Origin of the sequence: Streptomyces dioscori, from assembly GCF_003024195.1 — a bacterium.
Classification (GTDB): Bacteria; Actinomycetota; Actinomycetes; order Streptomycetales; family Streptomycetaceae; genus Streptomyces; species Streptomyces dioscori.
On the sequence record NZ_KZ679047.1, the window covers coordinates 347,001 to 361,020 of the forward strand.

The window sequence follows — 14,020 nt, forward strand, 5'->3', positions numbered from 1 at the left end:
TGGTCCCGATGACCGACCGTATGACGACCCCCTCGGCCGAGCTGATGCTGGCGCGCTTCCCCGAGGACTCCCGTGACCAGCTCCGTGCGTGGGACGCCTCCGACGAGTACCTGCTGAGGCATCTCGCGGACAGCGGCCTGGCACTCGACGGCACGGTCGTCGTGGTCGGTGACCGCTGGGGTGCCCTCACCACGGCCCTCCAGGCGCACGCGCCGGTGCAGATCACCGACTCGTTCCTCACCCGGGAGGCGACCCGCGCCAATCTGGCGCGCAACGGCGCCGACGCCGGATCCGTACGCCTTCTCACCACGCAGGACGCGGCGCCCGAGCGCGTCGACGTGCTGCTGGTACGTGTCCCGAAGAGCCTCGCGCTGCTGGAGGACCAGCTGCTGCGGCTGGCGCCGTCCGTGCACGAGGGGACCGTCGTCGTCGGCACCGGCATGGTCAAGGAGATCCACACCTCGACGCTCAAACTGTTCGAGCGGATCATCGGACCGACCCGGACCTCACTGGCCGAGAAGAAGGCCCGGCTGATCTTCTGCACCCCGAACCCGGGGATCGTGCCCGCGGCGAACCCCTGGCCGCTGAGCTACACACTGCCCGACGGCATCGGCCCCGTCTCCGGCCGCACGGTCGTCAACGAGGCCGGCGTCTTCTGCGCCGAGCGCCTGGACATCGGCACCAGGTTCTTCCTGCAGCACCTGCCGTACGAGCGCGGGGCCGGGCGCGTCGTGGACCTGGGCTGCGGGAACGGCGTGGTCGGTACCGCGGTGGCACTGGCGCGGCCGGAGTCCGAGGTGCTGTTCGTCGACGAGTCGTACCAGGCGGTGGCCTCGGCGGAGGCGACGTACCGGGCGAACACCGACAACACGGCCGAGCACGGCAAGGCGGAATTCCGGGTCGACGACGGCCTGAACGGTGTTCCGGAGGACAGCGTCGACCTGGTCCTGACCAACCCGCCCTTCCACTCGCACCAGGCGACGACCGACGCCACGGCGTGGCGGATGTTCGTCGGGGCGCGCCGCGCGCTGCGGCCCGGCGGCGAGCTGTGGGTGGTCGGCAATCGCCATCTGGGCTACCACGTGAAGCTGCGCCGCCTCTTCGGCAACAGCGAACTGGTCGCGAGCGACGCGAAGTTCGTGGTCCTGAAGGCCGTCAAGCAGGGGCAGGAATAGCGCCGGTCCCGTCGCGCAGGGCGCGCGGTGAGGCGCCGAGTTCGCGTCGGCAGGCCTTGTTGAAGGCCTGCAGGTCGGGGATGCCGACCGACGCGGCGACCGCCGGGATGGACAGGGTCGAGGCACGCAGCAGATGCCGGGCGCGGTCGAGCCTGCGGCGGCGGATGTACGCGACCACGGTGGCGCCGGTCGCGTCACGGAAGAGCCGGGTCAGGTGGTTGTGCGAGACGCCCGCGGCGCGGGCCACCGCGGGCACGGTGAGCGGGGCGGCGAGATGGCCCTCGATGTACGCCATGGCGGCGGTGACGGCCGGGTGCGGACCGGGCCGTTCGGCGGCCGGAGCCAGCTGGGCGATACGCCACAGAGCGGTCCAGATCTCGGCCCTGGTGCGCTCGGGCTCGCCCGGGGCGGAGGCCACCGCCTGGAGCAACAGCCCAGTCAGCAGGGGGAGTTCGGCTCCGGCGTCCTGCAGCAGGGGCACGGTCCGCGGCTCCCCGGCGGCGGCGATGCGCAGGTGTGCGTACAGGTGTTCCGAGCGGCCCAGGTAGCGGTAGCGGACCGTCGCGCCCGGTGGTACGAGGCTCACCCGGCCGGGGCGGATGAGGTGCGGTGTGCCGTCGACGGTCAGCTCGGCCTCGTACTGGTACAGGTGCAGCTGCCACAGCTCGGGCAGCCTGAAGACGTCGGTGCGGCTCGCGACCCCGTGCACGCCGACGCCCGCGTTGGCCACGACGGGCGGCTCACCGAGGTGGATGGTCGTCTCCCGCATGGTGAAAAACTACCAGCGGTGGTGAAACGGACCAACGCGCACGGCAGGTCCGGCTCCGTACGGTCGGCGCATGACGCATCCCGAGCGCTCCCCGGCCGGCCACCGCCGGGACATCGAGCAGCCGTCGCACGAAGGAGCTTTCGGGATAGGCGTCCGGCACCGTGGAGCCGTACGGCACGTCGGGTACGCCGTGCCCGAGGAAGCCGATCGCCTCCGCGTTCAGCTCCGCCGGCACCACCGCGTCCGGACGCCTTCGACGTCCAGCTGATGTACTACCCGCAGGACGTGACCCTGGACATGGGCGGCACCCTGAGCGTGCCGGGCAGCCATCTGCGGCGGACGAACGAGTCGGACACCGGCCGCTACCAGAACCTGCTCGGACAGTCACGGCTGGTCTGCCCGGCGGGCACCGTGGTGTTTCTGCTGAACTCCCCTGTGGTCGGCTGGTCGGTGTACGACGGCACGGGCCGCACGTCGCCCACCACCGGGGACACCGACGAACCTCCCTACGCGTCGGGCGTGGAGGCGCTGCGGGACGGCTGGCGGCTGTTCCAGGCGGCCCAGTTGATCCCGCTGTACCCGGGCGGCGAGTACGACGTGTCGTTCCTGAAGCACGAGTTCTTCTTCGAGAAGCTCGTCGACGGGTGAGCGGGGCAGCGGGTCAGCGGGTGCCAGGACGCCGATGATCCGGGTCACCGCCTCCGCCATGGCCTCACGGGCCACCGCCTAGGCGCGGGCCCCGTCGCCCGGCCGACGGGCCGTCTGCGCGCTGCCGAGGCCGTTGCCGTTGCCGCTGAAGCGGTAGCGGCGTTCGGGGCGGCCCGCCGCTCCGTAGCGCAGGGTCACCTGGGCGCTGCCGATGGAGTGGAAGTGCTCCAGATAGCGGCGGGCGCTGACGCGGGAGATGCCGGCCAGGGTCGCGCACTCGGCGGCGGACAGGGTGTCCTGCGCGGTCCTCAGGGTGCGTTCGATCAGCGCGGCCGTCTCCACGCTCAGCCCCTTGGGCAGCGTGGCGGGCGCCACGGCGGGCACGGCCGCTCCGGCCAGCACCCGGTCGACATCGGCCTGGCCGTGCACGACGGTGGCGAGCACCCGTCCGCGCCGCGCCGCGTACCGCTCAAGCCGCGCCCGCAGGTCCTCGAACTCGAACGGTTTGAGCAGGTAGTCGACCACGCCGTGCCGGACGGCGCCACGGACCGCGTCGGTCTCGCGTGCCGCGCTGATGACCATGACGTCGCAGTCGTGTCCGGCGGTACGCAGCCGGGGGATCACGTCGAGCCCGAAGACGTCCGGCAGGTACAGGTCGAGCAGGACGAGATCGGGGTGCAGTTCGTCGACCGCGCGGGCGGCCCGTTCGCCGGTGCTGGCGACCCCCACGACCCGGAACGGCTCGACTCGGTCGACGAAGGCGCGGTGGACCCGGGCCACCATGAAGTCGTCGTCGACCACGAGGACGTCGATCGACTCGGACCTCTCGGCTCTCTCGACTCTGTCGGATCTCTCGGCTCTGTCGGCCCTCCCCGCCGTGCCCGCCGTGCCGGCCGTCGTCGTCGTGCCGGCCGTCGCCGTCGCGTCTGCCCCACCGGGCGCCCCGTTCATGGTGTCGCTCCTTCCGCCACCGCGTCGGTGAGGTGGCTGACGGTCATGCGTGCGGTGAACATCGCCCCGTCGGGGGTGTTGGTCACCGAGATCTCGCCACCGTGACGCTCGCAGACCAGCCGGGTGAGCGCCAGCCCGATCCCGCGCTCGCCCTCCTGCGCGGCCTTGGTGGTGAAGCCGTGCGAGAACACCTCCCGGGCGAGTTCGGGAGCGACGCCGGGACCCGAGTCGCGGACCACGATCTCCACACTGGAGGCATCCTGCCGGAGTTCGACCTCGACCCACGCCTCATGGCTGTCGGGTGCCTCGCGGCCGTGGGGTCCCTCACGCCCGAGGGGATCACGGCCCGTCGCCGCGACGGACGCGGCGTCCACGGCGTTGTCGACGAGGTTGCCGACCACCGTCGCCACATCGGCGGCGTCCTTCGGGGTGAGCCGGTCGAGTGCGGTCGCGTCCGAGATGCGCAGGCTGACCTTCCGTTCGGCGGCCAGGGAGGCCTTCGCCATCAGCAGGGCGGCGACCGCGGTGTCGCGGACACGGCGGCTGAGGGTGACGTCCAGCGACTGGCGGCGCTGGTTCAACCCCCGTATGTACCGTACGACTTCGTCCTGTTCACCGATCTGGATCAGCCCCGAGATGGTGTGCAGCTGGTTGGCGAACTCGTGGGCCTGCGCGCGCAGCAGCTCGGAGGAGCTGCGGAAGGATCCGATCTCCCGTTCCAGCCTCGCCAGTTCGGTACGGTCCCGCAGCGTGGTGACCGAGCCGAGCGGGCGGCCGTCCTTGGTGACGGTCATCCGGTTCATCACCAGCACCCGGCCGTGCAGGACGACGACCTCGTCGCGTTCCCGACGATCGCCAGGATCGCCGGAATCGCCCAGGTCGCCGTGCCCTCCTGGCCCCCCGTTCCGCCCGTGCCCGCCGTGCCCCTTCCCCGGGCCCGCAGCCCCCTCCCGGTCCCCCGCCAGGACATCCCGCAGCCGTCCCTCGATACCGAGTTCGGTGAGACTGCGGCCCACGCAGTCCGCGGGAAGGGCGAGCAGGCGCCGCCCCATGTCGTTGGCCAGGGTGAGCCGGTGCTGCGGGTCCAGGGCGATCACGCCCTCGGCGATCCCGTACAGCATCGCCTCCCGGTGTTCGGCGAGGCCCGCGATCTCGCGGGGTTCCAGGCCCAGGGTCTGCCGTTTGACGCGCCGGGCCAGCAGCCAGGAGCCGATCAGGCCGAGCCCGCTGGCGATGCCCAGATAGGCGAAGAGGTACGAGGACGCGCCGCTCAGCCGCTGCCACACCGTCGGGTCGGCTTCGCCGATCATCACCGTACCCAGCGGCTGTCCGAGGTTCTCCGGCGTCGCGCCGAGCACCGGTACCTGGGCGACGAGTTCGCGGCTGCCGTCCAGCGTCATCGAGCCGGACCAGAGGCGGCCGTCGGCGACACCCTCGCCGAGGGAGAGCGGCCCGCCGACCGCCGTGGGATCGGTGGAGCTGACGATCCGGCCGTGCGCGTCGGCGACGGTCACCGAGGTGACCCCGGACTGGGTCTGCGTGGAGTTCACCAGCGGGGCGAGGGCCTGCTGCGGCGCCGGCTGCACCAGTTGGCTGCGGGTCAGCGGGTTCGCGGCCAGCTGCTCGGCGAGCGCGATGACCCGGCGGCCCTCGACACGGGTGAAGGTCAGTTCCGACTCTCTGAGGGAGAGCGCGGCGACGGCCACCAGCACCACCACGACGATGGCGAGCTGCAGCACCAGCATCTCGCCCGCGAGGGTCTGGCGACGGAGGGCGGCGACCACGGCGGACTCAATCTCTCGTGCTGACACGGCGCTGACACGGCGTGGACACCGCGCTGAACGGCTCGGCTGCCGGGTCGCACCATCATGGCCCCCGCCCGCGGCCGGGAGAAGGGCGGAGACCGGGGCTGACACAAAGACCACAACCTCCGTTGGTTCCGCAAGAGAGACAGGCCTCCGGCGTGCGGGCAGTATGTGGCCCACGTCACCCCCCCCATTCCAGGGCGTCCCCGTATCCCCCCGGCTCCAGTACGGGGACGCCCCTCCCCGCATCTCATGTACAGGTGGTGGAACTCGTGCGCCTGAGCACCCCCCTCGCCCTGTTCGGGGCCGCCGTGCTCGTGTTCGTGGGACCTCCGCTGCTGACGGCCGGCAGTGGTGCCGAGACCGGCACCCAGATTCCCGGCCTGCGCTTCATGGTCCCCAACACGCCCGGCGGCGGCTACGACATCACGGCCCGCACGGCGGCGAAGAACGCCGAGGACGCCGAACTCACCCACAACATCGAGGTGTTCAACCTGCCGGGCGCCGGAGGCACCGTCGGGCTGAGCCGGCTGGTGAGCGAGCACGGCAACGGCAAGCTCGCCATGTCGATGGGGCTCGGTGTGGTGGGCGCGGTGCGCTCCAACGACGCGCCGAAGACCCTCGCCGACACGACCCCGATCGCGCGGCTCACCGAGGAGCAGGACGTCGTCGTGGTCTCCAAGGACTCCCCGTACAAGTCGGTCGACCAGCTCGTGGACGCCTGGAAGGCGAATCCCGGCAAACTGCCGGTGGGCGGCGGGTCCTCGCCCGGCGGGCCCGACCATCTCGCGCCGATGCTGATGGCGAAGGCCGCGGGCATCGCTCCGAGGGACGTCAACTACATCCCCTTCGACGGCGGCGGCGAACTGCTCGCGTCGATCCTCGGCAACAAGGTCGCCTTCGGGGTGTCCGGCGTCGGCGAGTACCTCGACCAGATCAAGGCGGGCGAGCTGCGGGTGCTCGCGGTCACCGGACCCGAGCGGGTCGACGAGCTGGACGCGCCCACCCTGAAGGAGTCCGGCTACGACGTGGACTTCACCAACTGGCGCGGCATCGTGGCCCCGCCGGGCCTGTCCGACGCCGAACGCGACAAGCTCGTACGCCTCGTCGAGGAGCTGCACGACTCCCCCGAGTGGCAGAAGTCCCTGGAGACGAACGGCTGGGACGACGCCTTCCTGACGGGCGCGAAGTTCGGCGACTTCCTGGACGCCCAGGACAGGCGCGTGGTGTCGGTGCTGAAGGAGCTGGGACTGTGACGACGCGGACCACCGACGTTCCCGGGACGCCGCCCACCCCGCCGACACCCCCGACGTCCTCGGACACGCGCCGCGCCTGGCTGCGGGAGCACTCCGAACTCGGCGTCTGCGTGCTGCTGCTGGCGCTCGGCGTGCTCGTCCTGACCGACGCGCTCACCATGGACGTCGACATCACCCAGCGCGGGCCCGTCGGGCCGAAGACCGTCCCGGTCGTGGTCGGCGTCGGGCTGCTCGTGATCGCCGCGCTGCTCGCCGTCGACGTCCTGCGCGGCGGTCACGGTGAGGCGGAGGGCGGCGAGGACGTCGACCTGTCCGAACCGGCCGACTGGCGGACGGTGCTGCTGCTCGCCGGGGTGTTCCTCGGCTCGGCCGTCCTCATCGAACCGCTCGGCTTCCCCGTCGCGGGCGCCCTCCTCTTCTGGGGCGCGGCCTTCGCGCTGGGCAGCCGCCGCCTCGACAAGGACCCCCTGATCGCTGCCGCCCTCTCCCTCTTCACGTACGTCGTCTTCAACAATCTGCTCGGGGTACCGCTGCCGGGCGGCCCGCTGATGGGAGTGCTGTGACATGGACGCCCTCAACTCCCTGATGGACGGCTTCGCCACGGCCCTCACACCGGTCAATCTGCTGTGGGCCGCCCTCGGTGTGCTGCTCGGCACCGCGATCGGCGTGCTGCCCGGCATCGGCCCCGCGATGGCCGTCGCGCTGCTGCTGCCGGTGACGTACGGGCTCGAACCGATCGGCGCGTTCATCATGTTCGCGGGGATCTACTACGGGGCGATGTTCGGCGGTTCGACCACCTCGATCCTGCTGAACACGCCGGGTGAGAGCGCCGCCGTGGTCGCGGCCATGGAGGGCAATCCGATGGCCAAGGCGGGGCGGGGCGCGCAGGCGCTCGCGGCCGCCGCCATCGGCCACTTCGCGGGCGGTCTGATCGGTACGCTCCTGCTGGTCGCGCTCGCCCCGACGGTCGCGGACCTGGCGGTGGACATCGGCGCGCCGGACTACTTCGCCATCATGGTGCTGGCGTTCATCGCGGTGACGTCGGTGCTGGGCTCGTCCAGGATCAGAGGTCTCGCGTCCCTGCTCATCGGGCTGACCCTGGGCCTGGTCGGCCTGGACCAGATGACCGGCCAGCAGCGGCTCACGTTCGGTTCGCTGCAGCTTGCCGACGGCATCGACGTGGTCATCGTGGCGGTCGGCCTGTTCGCGATCGGCGAGGCCCTGTGGGTGGCGGCGCATCTGCGGCGCAGCCCGGGCAAGCCGATCCCGGTGGGCCGGCCCTGGCTGGGCCGCGAGGACGTGCGGCGGACCTGGAAGTCCTGGTTGCGCGGGCCGTTGATCGGCTTCCCCTTCGGCGCGATCCCGGCGGGCGGCGCGGAGATCCCCACGTTCCTGTCGTACGCCACGGAGAAGCGGCTGTCGAAGCACAAGGACGACTGGGGCAAGGGCGCGATCGAGGGGGTGGCGGGCCCGGAGTCGGCGGCCTCGGCCTCCGCGGCGGGCACGCTGGTGTCCATGCTGACGCTCGGCCTGCCGACGACGGCGGTCGCGGCCGTCATGCTGGCGGCCTTCCAGCAGTACGGCATCCAGCCGGGCCCGCTCCTCTTCGAGCGCGAGCCGGACCTGGTGTGGGGCCTGATCGCCTCCCTCTTCGTCGGCATGGTGCTGCTGCTCGCGCTCAACCTCCCGCTGGCCCCGGTCTGGGCGAAGCTGCTGCGCATCCCGCGCCCGTATCTGTACGCGGGGATCCTGTTCTTCGCGGCGGTCGGCGCGTACGCGGTCGGCGGCGAGGTCATCGACCTGGTGATCCTGCTGATCATCGGCCTGATCGGTTTCGGTATGCGGCGGTACGGTCTGCCGGTGCTGCCCGCCGTCATCGGCGTCATCCTTGGCCCCAACGCGGAGCAGCAGCTCAGGCGCGCCCTGCAGATCAGCGACGGAAGTGTGTCGGGGCTGGTCAACACGCCTTTCGCGGTGACGGTGTACGCGGTGACGGCCCTGCTGCTGATCTGGCCTCTGCTGCGGAAACTCGTGACCCGTGTCCGCGCGAAACCCGAACCGGCCGCCAAGTAGTTGCCCTTTCTATAACTATTGTCGCTTTTGCGATGTTTCATGCCTTCTGTCGCGGTGACCCGGACATCACACCGGACCCAGAAGGAGGGTGCTGAAGGATGATCACCCAGGAGCAGATACCGGCAGTACTGGAACATCCCGTGTACGACGCCGAGGGCAACAAGATCGGGGACGCCAACCACGTCTTCTTCGACGATGCGACCGGCCGTCCGGAATGGGTCAGCATCAAGACCGGCTTCTTCGGCACCAGCGAGTCGTTCGTGCCCATCCGGGAAGCGGTCATGGTCGAGGACCACCTTGAGGTGCCCTACGCCAAGGGCATGATCAAGGACGCCCCCAACGTCGACGTCGACAGCGGCGGCCACCTGTCCGAGTCGGAGGAGGTCCGGCTGTACGAGCACTACGGCATCGCCTGGGACGACGCGTGGCAGCAGGCGAACCAGCCCGGCGGAGGTGGCTGGGCGCACTCCGGCACCGCCGGGACGACCGCGGCCACCGGCACCGCGGACATGAACATGGCCACGTCCGAGGACGAGGCGATGACCCGGTCCGAGGAGCACATGCACGTCGGCGCCGAACGCTACGAGACGGGGCGGGCGCGACTGCGCAAGTACGTGGTGACGGAGGAGGTCCAGCAGACGGTGCCCCTGCGCCACGAGGAGGTACGCGTCGTACGCGAGCCGATCACGGACGCGAACGTGGGCGACGCCCTGTCGGGCGCGGAGATCTCCGAGGCCGAGCACGAGGTCACACTGCACGCCGAACGCCCGGTCGTGGAGACCGAGACGGTTCCGGTGGAGCGGGTGCGGCTGAGCACCGAGGAGGTCACCGAGGAGGAGACCGTCACGGGCCAGGTCCGCAAGGAGAGGATCGCCACCGACGGCATCGAGGACGACGACGAGGGCCGCCCGCGCCGGTAGTCCGGCACGCGCCACGCCGGAGGTCCATGCGCCCACACCACCCGGCCGTCGGCTGTAGGCCGTTGGCCGGCAGTCGGTCCGCACCGCAGGTTCGAGCAGCCTCGAAGGGGCTCGAACCTGCGGTCGCGTCGGCCGGGGGCGACCGTCGTCACGCGGCTCAGCCGACGCGGTGCACCAGCTGCGTGGTCGGTTCGTAGCGGGCGCCGACGATCCGCGGCGCCCCCGAGTCCACCCTGGCGGCAAAGATCGGGCTCCACCGCGAGCCGTGAGCGTAAGAGCCGTATGTTGGCGTCGACCGTCGCGTCGACGCGGGCGTCCCCCTCCTTGCCTCGGTTGGAGTCGATCGCCCCTCTGTTCGGGTCGCTCAATCCTGAGCAGCTGTTGAGCGGTTGTTGAACCACTCTTGGCGACAGTGGGAGACATCGTCGAGGCGCGCCGGGCGAGCGCGAGCCGCAGAACACGTCGGCCGGCCGCGCACGGCAGAGTGGTGTCCACCGCATCGAACGGACAGGGAAGTTGAAGTCATGACCGACAAGCTCACCGTCAGTGTCCTGGGCACCGGGATCATGGGGGCCGCGATGGCCCGTAACCTCGCGCGGGCCGGACACACCGTCCGGGCCTGGAACCGGAGCCGGGACAAGGCCGAACCGCTCGCCGCCGACGGCGCGTACGTCGCGGGCACGCCCGCCGAGGCGGTGGAGGGCGCCGACGTCGTCCTGACCATGCTGTACGACGGTCCCGCCGCGCTGGACGTGATGCGGCAGGCCTCGCCCGCCCTGCGCGCGGGCACGCCGTGGATCCAGTCGACGACCGCGGGCATCGACGGCGTCGGGGAGTTGGCCGAGTTCGCCCGCGAGAAGGGCCTGGTCTTCTACGACGCGCCCGTGCTCGGCACCCGACAGCCCGCCGAGGCAGGGCAGTTGCTCGTGCTGGCCGCCGGTCCGAGCGACGGCCGCGACACCGTGGCACCGGTCTTCGACGCGGTCGGCGCCCGTACGGTGTGGACCGGCGAGGACGGGGCGGCGGGCAGCGCCACCCGCCTCAAGCTCGTCGCCAACAGCTGGGTCATCGCAGCCACCAGCGCGACCGGCGAGACCCTCGCCCTGGCCAAGGCGCTGGGCGTGGATCCGCAGAGCTTCTTCGACGCCATCGCCGGCGGCCCGCTCGACATGGGGTATCTGCACGCCAAGAGCGCCCTCATCCTGGAGGACCGGTTGTCGCCCGCCGCCTTCGCCGTGTCCACCGCGGGCAAGGACGCCCGTCTCATCGTCGAGGCCGGTGAGCAGCACGGGGTCCGGCTGGACGTCGCGGCGGCGAGCGCCGAACGCTTCGCCCGCGCCGCCGCGCAGGGCCACGGCGACGAGGACATGGCCGCGGCCTACTTCGCGAGCTTCGACGAGGGTACGGGGGACTCGACCGCCCGGTAGGAGCACCCGGCAGGACCACGACTCCGGCGGGCGCCGGTCAGTCCCGCGACTCCGGCCCGCCGGTCAACATCCGTCCCAGTACCGCCCGTTGAAGGGGCAGCACCTCGCCGTGCAGGGTGCGCCCCTTCGCCGTGAGGGACACACGGACGCCCCGCCGGTCCTCGGGGCACATGCAGCGCTCGACGAGGCCGTCCTTCTCCAGGCGGCCGATCAGCCGGGACAGCGCGCTCTGGCTCAGATGCACCCGTTCGGCGATCTCCTGGACGCGGTAGGCGTTTCCGCCGTCCACGGACGCGCCCGTGGCCAGCACGTCCAAAACCTCGAAGTCACTTGCCCCCAGGCCGTGTTGGTGCAGTGCGCGGTCGAGTTCGCACAGGGTGCGCGCATGTACCGCGAGGATGTCGCGCCACCGGTCCACGAGGCCCTGCTCGGCCCTCTCCACAGCCGCCATGGCCGCACTTTAGCAAGGCCCCGACACCGGCCCCGGACTCGGACTCACCCCGGGGACCGGCCTCGGCACCGTACGCCCGGCGGGCTCACTTGCCCCGCCGGACGCACAGCTGTGACACTCCCCGTATGGAACACACCGGGGGGCGGCGGACTCAGTCCGAGCGGGACGCGATCACCGTGGAGATCGGATACGCCCTGGCCAGCGCCGTGTTCGCCGCGGCCGTGCTGTTCGGGGTGCTGGCCGGTCCCGCACTGCTCTTCGACCTGCCGACCACGGTCGAGAAGGTCCTTCTCATCGCCGGGACGGCGCTCGCGGCCGTCCTCTTCTTCCTGCGGGTCATCTCGGTGCTGATGCGTTTCCGGCAGGAGTCTCAGCCCAGCCAGCCCGGTCGGACCAGCCCCGACTCGTAGGCCAGCACGACCAGTTGGGCGCGGTCACGGGCGCCCAGCTTGACCATGGTGCGGCTGACGTGGGTCTTGGCCGTCAGAGGGCTCACCACCAGGCGCCGCGCGATCTCGTCGTTCGACAGCCCGATGCCGACCAGCGCCATCACCTCCCGCTCCCGCTCGGTGAGTTCGCCGAGCGCGTCCGCCGCGGCCGGCTCCTTCGAGCGGGCCGCGAACTCGGCGATGAGCCGGCGCGTCACCCCCGGCGAGAGGAGCGCGTCGCCCTCGACCACCGCCCTGACGGCACGCAGGAGTTCCTCCGGTTCGGTGTCCTTGACTAGGAAGCCGGACGCCCCGGAACGGATCGCCTCGAAGACGTACTCGTCGAGTTCGAACGTGGTGAGCATGACGACCTTCACGTCCGCCAGGTCCGGCGCGTCCGTGATGTGGCGCGTCGCGGCGAGGCCGTCGAGCACCGGCATACGGATGTCCATCAGGACGACGTCGGGCCGCAGTTGGCGTACTCCCCGCAGGGCCTGTGCCCCGTCCGCGGCCTCTCCGGCCACCTCGATGTCCGGCTGGGCGTCCAGCAGTGCCTTGAATCCCGCGCGGACCAATGACTGGTCGTCGGCGAGCAGTACGCGGATCACCGGTCCTCCTCGGGGATGCGGGACTTGTTCAGCGGCAGCACGGCAAGCACGCGGAACCCGCCGTCCTGCCGGGGTCCGGCCTCGATGGTGCCACCGAGCGCCGCCGCGCGCTCCCGCATTCCGGCCAGTCCGTTGCCGCTGCCGCCCGCTTCCTCGCCGGTCGCCGGACCGTCGTCGTCGATCCGGAGCCGCAGGGCGTCGCCCGTCCGGTCGACCCGTACGCGTGCGCGGCGGGACCCGGAATGCCGTACGACGTTGGTCAACGCCTCCTGGACGATGCGGAAGGCCGCGAGATCGGCGCCCGGCAGGAGCTTCCCGTTCCCGTCCGGGTTCTCGACGGTGACGGTCAGACCGGCGCCCGCTGCCTGTTCCACCAATTCGGGGAGCCGGTCGAGGCCGGGCGCCGGAGCGCGGGGCGCGTCCCCGGGCGTGCGGAGCGTGTCGAGCACCTGGCGGACCTCTCCCAGCGCCTCCTTGCTCGCGGCCTTGATGGTGGTGAGCGCGCTACGTGCCTGCTCCGGATCGGAGTCGAGCAGGGCGAGGCCGACTCCCGCCTGGACGTTGATGACCGAGATGCTGTGCGCCAGGACGTCGTGCAGTTCGCGGGCGATCCGCAGCCTCTCCTCGTCGGCGCGCCGCCCGGCCGCCTGCCGGCGTTCCGCCCGGTCGCGGTCCCACTGCTGCCGGCGGGCGCGGGCCAGCTCGGAGACCGCGAGGATCGCCACGATCCAGGCGGCGATGGCGACCTCCTCGCCCCATGACGAGGCCGGGTCGCCCTCCGGTGGCAGCCAGCGGTGGAGCCAGTGCCCCACCAGGAGATGGACCGTCCACAGGGTGCCGAGCGCGGCCCACGCGAGCCGGCGGTGCCCGGCGACGACCGCGCTGAAGCAGGCGAGCGCGACCGTGAGGAAGACCGGCCCGTACGGATATCCCGCACTGAAGTAGACGAGGGCCGAGGCCGCGGTGCCGCACATCACCAGTGCCGGGTACCGCTGCCGCCACAGGAGCAGGAGCGCGCCGCCGAGGAGCAGGGTCCGCGCGAGGGCGTCGAGCTGTTCCCGCCCGGGCTGCGCCTCGGCGGCGAACTTGCTGCCGACCATGACGAACGCGGCGAGGAGCAGCGTCGAACGCCACGGCCACCGCGAGTGGTGGCCGCCGCCCGCTTCCTCCTCCCCGCGGTGGTTCCACCACGGGGGCCCTTGCCACCGACCCCCCGGTGGGCCGCCGCTCCTGGCCCAGGGGGGTCCGCCGCACCGGCGTGTGCGCTGCTCTGCCATGCCCGCCACGCTAGACGCCACGGCCGCCGGGGGCGTCCGTCGAGCGTGGTGATCACACGTACTCCCCGCGGAGTACGCGCTCGGGCCCACACCGACGACCGGTGCCCGTCGATCAGCGACCGGCAGACAGCGACCGGTCGGCGGCCGACCGGTGGACAGCGGTCAGCGGTCGGCAGACAGCGTCCGGTCAGCGACCGGTCGGCAGACAGCGGTCAGCGGTCAGCGGTCAGCG

At 71.7% G+C, this 14,020-nt stretch carries 15 protein-coding genes and 2 pseudogenes; 10 read left to right on the forward strand and 7 right to left on the reverse strand.

What is annotated here, in order from left to right; genetic code table 11:
• Positions 1 to 8: 8 nt before the first annotated feature.
• Positions 9 to 1,175, forward strand: a complete 1,167-nt coding sequence (locus C6Y14_RS25800) for a methyltransferase (RefSeq protein WP_225891267.1) — start codon at positions 9 to 11, stop codon at positions 1,173 to 1,175.
• On the opposite strand, the gene C6Y14_RS25805 is transcribed toward C6Y14_RS25800, so the two are convergent.
• A complete protein-coding gene (locus tag C6Y14_RS25805) occupies positions 1,156 to 1,944 on the reverse strand; it encodes an AraC family transcriptional regulator (protein ID WP_107019195.1) in 789 nt (262 codons plus the stop codon). The two genes, C6Y14_RS25800 and C6Y14_RS25805, sit on opposite strands and share 20 nt — an antisense overlap.
• Before the next feature lie 70 nt (positions 1,945 to 2,014).
• On the opposite strand from C6Y14_RS25805, the gene C6Y14_RS44605 reads away from it, so the two are divergent.
• The 3 genes and pseudogenes from C6Y14_RS44605 (at position 2,015) to C6Y14_RS25810 (ending at position 2,592) form a co-directional block, all read left to right on the forward strand.
• The gene (locus tag C6Y14_RS44605; RefSeq protein WP_199854852.1) at positions 2,015 to 2,212 is read left to right on the forward strand and encodes a hypothetical protein; all 198 of its coding nucleotides are present in this window, start codon (positions 2,015 to 2,017) and stop codon (positions 2,210 to 2,212) included.
• A pseudogene (locus tag C6Y14_RS45160) lies at positions 2,185 to 2,367 on the forward strand (phytanoyl-CoA dioxygenase family protein); the annotation flags it as partial. The gene C6Y14_RS44605 and the pseudogene C6Y14_RS45160, both read left to right, overlap by 28 nt.
• Positions 2,356 to 2,592, forward strand: a complete 237-nt coding sequence (locus C6Y14_RS25810) for a hypothetical protein (protein WP_225891279.1) — start codon at positions 2,356 to 2,358, stop codon at positions 2,590 to 2,592. The pseudogene C6Y14_RS45160 and the gene C6Y14_RS25810, both read left to right, overlap by 12 nt.
• A gap of 78 nt (positions 2,593 to 2,670) precedes the next feature.
• Here C6Y14_RS25810 and C6Y14_RS25815 read toward each other — a convergent pair whose 3' ends face one another.
• Both C6Y14_RS25815 and C6Y14_RS25820 read right to left on the reverse strand, forming a co-directional pair.
• On the reverse strand, positions 2,671 to 3,543 hold the full coding sequence (locus tag C6Y14_RS25815; protein ID WP_107019196.1) for a response regulator: 873 nt from the start codon (positions 3,541 to 3,543) through the stop codon (positions 2,671 to 2,673).
• Complete coding sequence (locus tag C6Y14_RS25820) at positions 3,540 to 5,288, reverse strand: sensor histidine kinase (protein ID WP_107019259.1); 1,749 nt, start codon at positions 5,286 to 5,288, stop codon at positions 3,540 to 3,542. Before C6Y14_RS25820 ends, C6Y14_RS25815 begins: the two co-directional genes overlap by 4 nt.
• Positions 5,289 to 5,620: 332 nt before the next feature.
• Here C6Y14_RS25820 and C6Y14_RS25825 point away from each other — a divergent pair, with 332 nt between their 5' ends.
• The 4 genes from C6Y14_RS25825 to C6Y14_RS25840 all read left to right on the forward strand — a co-directional run bounded on the left by C6Y14_RS25825 (position 5,621) and on the right by C6Y14_RS25840 (position 9,597).
• A complete protein-coding gene (locus C6Y14_RS25825) occupies positions 5,621 to 6,604 on the forward strand; it encodes a Bug family tripartite tricarboxylate transporter substrate binding protein (RefSeq protein ID WP_199854858.1) in 984 nt (327 codons plus the stop codon).
• Positions 6,601 to 7,167: a tripartite tricarboxylate transporter TctB family protein gene (locus tag C6Y14_RS25830; protein ID WP_404828829.1), complete on the forward strand. Its 567-nt coding sequence runs from the start codon at positions 6,601 to 6,603 to the stop codon at positions 7,165 to 7,167. The genes C6Y14_RS25825 and C6Y14_RS25830 overlap by 4 nt, the downstream gene beginning before the upstream one ends.
• Before the next feature lies 1 nt (position 7,168).
• Positions 7,169 to 8,677: a tripartite tricarboxylate transporter permease gene (locus tag C6Y14_RS25835; RefSeq protein ID WP_107019198.1), complete on the forward strand. Its 1,509-nt coding sequence runs from the start codon at positions 7,169 to 7,171 to the stop codon at positions 8,675 to 8,677.
• Between the two features lie 98 nt (positions 8,678 to 8,775).
• On the forward strand, positions 8,776 to 9,597 hold the full coding sequence (locus C6Y14_RS25840; protein WP_107019199.1) for a DUF2382 domain-containing protein: 822 nt from the start codon (positions 8,776 to 8,778) through the stop codon (positions 9,595 to 9,597).
• A gap of 157 nt (positions 9,598 to 9,754) precedes the next feature.
• Here C6Y14_RS25840 and C6Y14_RS46040 read toward each other — a convergent pair.
• Positions 9,755 to 9,950: pseudogene (locus tag C6Y14_RS46040) on the reverse strand (hypothetical protein); the annotation flags it as partial.
• Positions 9,951 to 9,989: 39 nt separating this feature from the next.
• Here C6Y14_RS46040 and C6Y14_RS25850 point away from each other — a divergent pair.
• Positions 9,990 to 11,024 carry an NAD(P)-dependent oxidoreductase gene (locus tag C6Y14_RS25850; RefSeq protein WP_263973093.1) on the forward strand — a complete coding sequence of 345 codons (1,035 nt, stop codon included), beginning with the start codon at positions 9,990 to 9,992 and terminating at the stop codon, positions 11,022 to 11,024.
• Positions 11,025 to 11,061: 37 nt separating this feature from the next.
• Here the strand turns inward: C6Y14_RS25850 and C6Y14_RS25855 are convergent, their stop codons facing one another.
• Complete coding sequence (locus tag C6Y14_RS25855; RefSeq protein ID WP_107019201.1) at positions 11,062 to 11,475, reverse strand: MarR family winged helix-turn-helix transcriptional regulator; 414 nt, start codon at positions 11,473 to 11,475, stop codon at positions 11,062 to 11,064.
• A gap of 125 nt (positions 11,476 to 11,600) precedes the next feature.
• Between C6Y14_RS25855 and C6Y14_RS25860 the strand changes: the two genes are divergently transcribed.
• The gene (locus C6Y14_RS25860; protein ID WP_107019202.1) at positions 11,601 to 11,885 is read left to right on the forward strand and encodes a DUF6332 family protein; all 285 of its coding nucleotides are present in this window, start codon (positions 11,601 to 11,603) and stop codon (positions 11,883 to 11,885) included.
• On the opposite strand, the gene C6Y14_RS25865 is transcribed toward C6Y14_RS25860, so the two are convergent.
• Together C6Y14_RS25865 and C6Y14_RS25870 are read right to left on the reverse strand one after the other, a co-directional pair.
• Positions 11,846 to 12,511 carry a response regulator gene (locus C6Y14_RS25865; protein ID WP_107019203.1) on the reverse strand — a complete coding sequence of 222 codons (666 nt, stop codon included), beginning with the start codon at positions 12,509 to 12,511 and terminating at the stop codon, positions 11,846 to 11,848. The two genes, C6Y14_RS25860 and C6Y14_RS25865, sit on opposite strands and share 40 nt — an antisense overlap.
• Positions 12,508 to 13,788, reverse strand: a complete 1,281-nt coding sequence (locus tag C6Y14_RS25870) for a sensor histidine kinase (RefSeq protein WP_107019204.1) — start codon at positions 13,786 to 13,788, stop codon at positions 12,508 to 12,510. Before C6Y14_RS25870 ends, C6Y14_RS25865 begins: the two co-directional genes overlap by 4 nt.
• Positions 13,789 to 14,020: the final 232 nt, after the last annotated feature.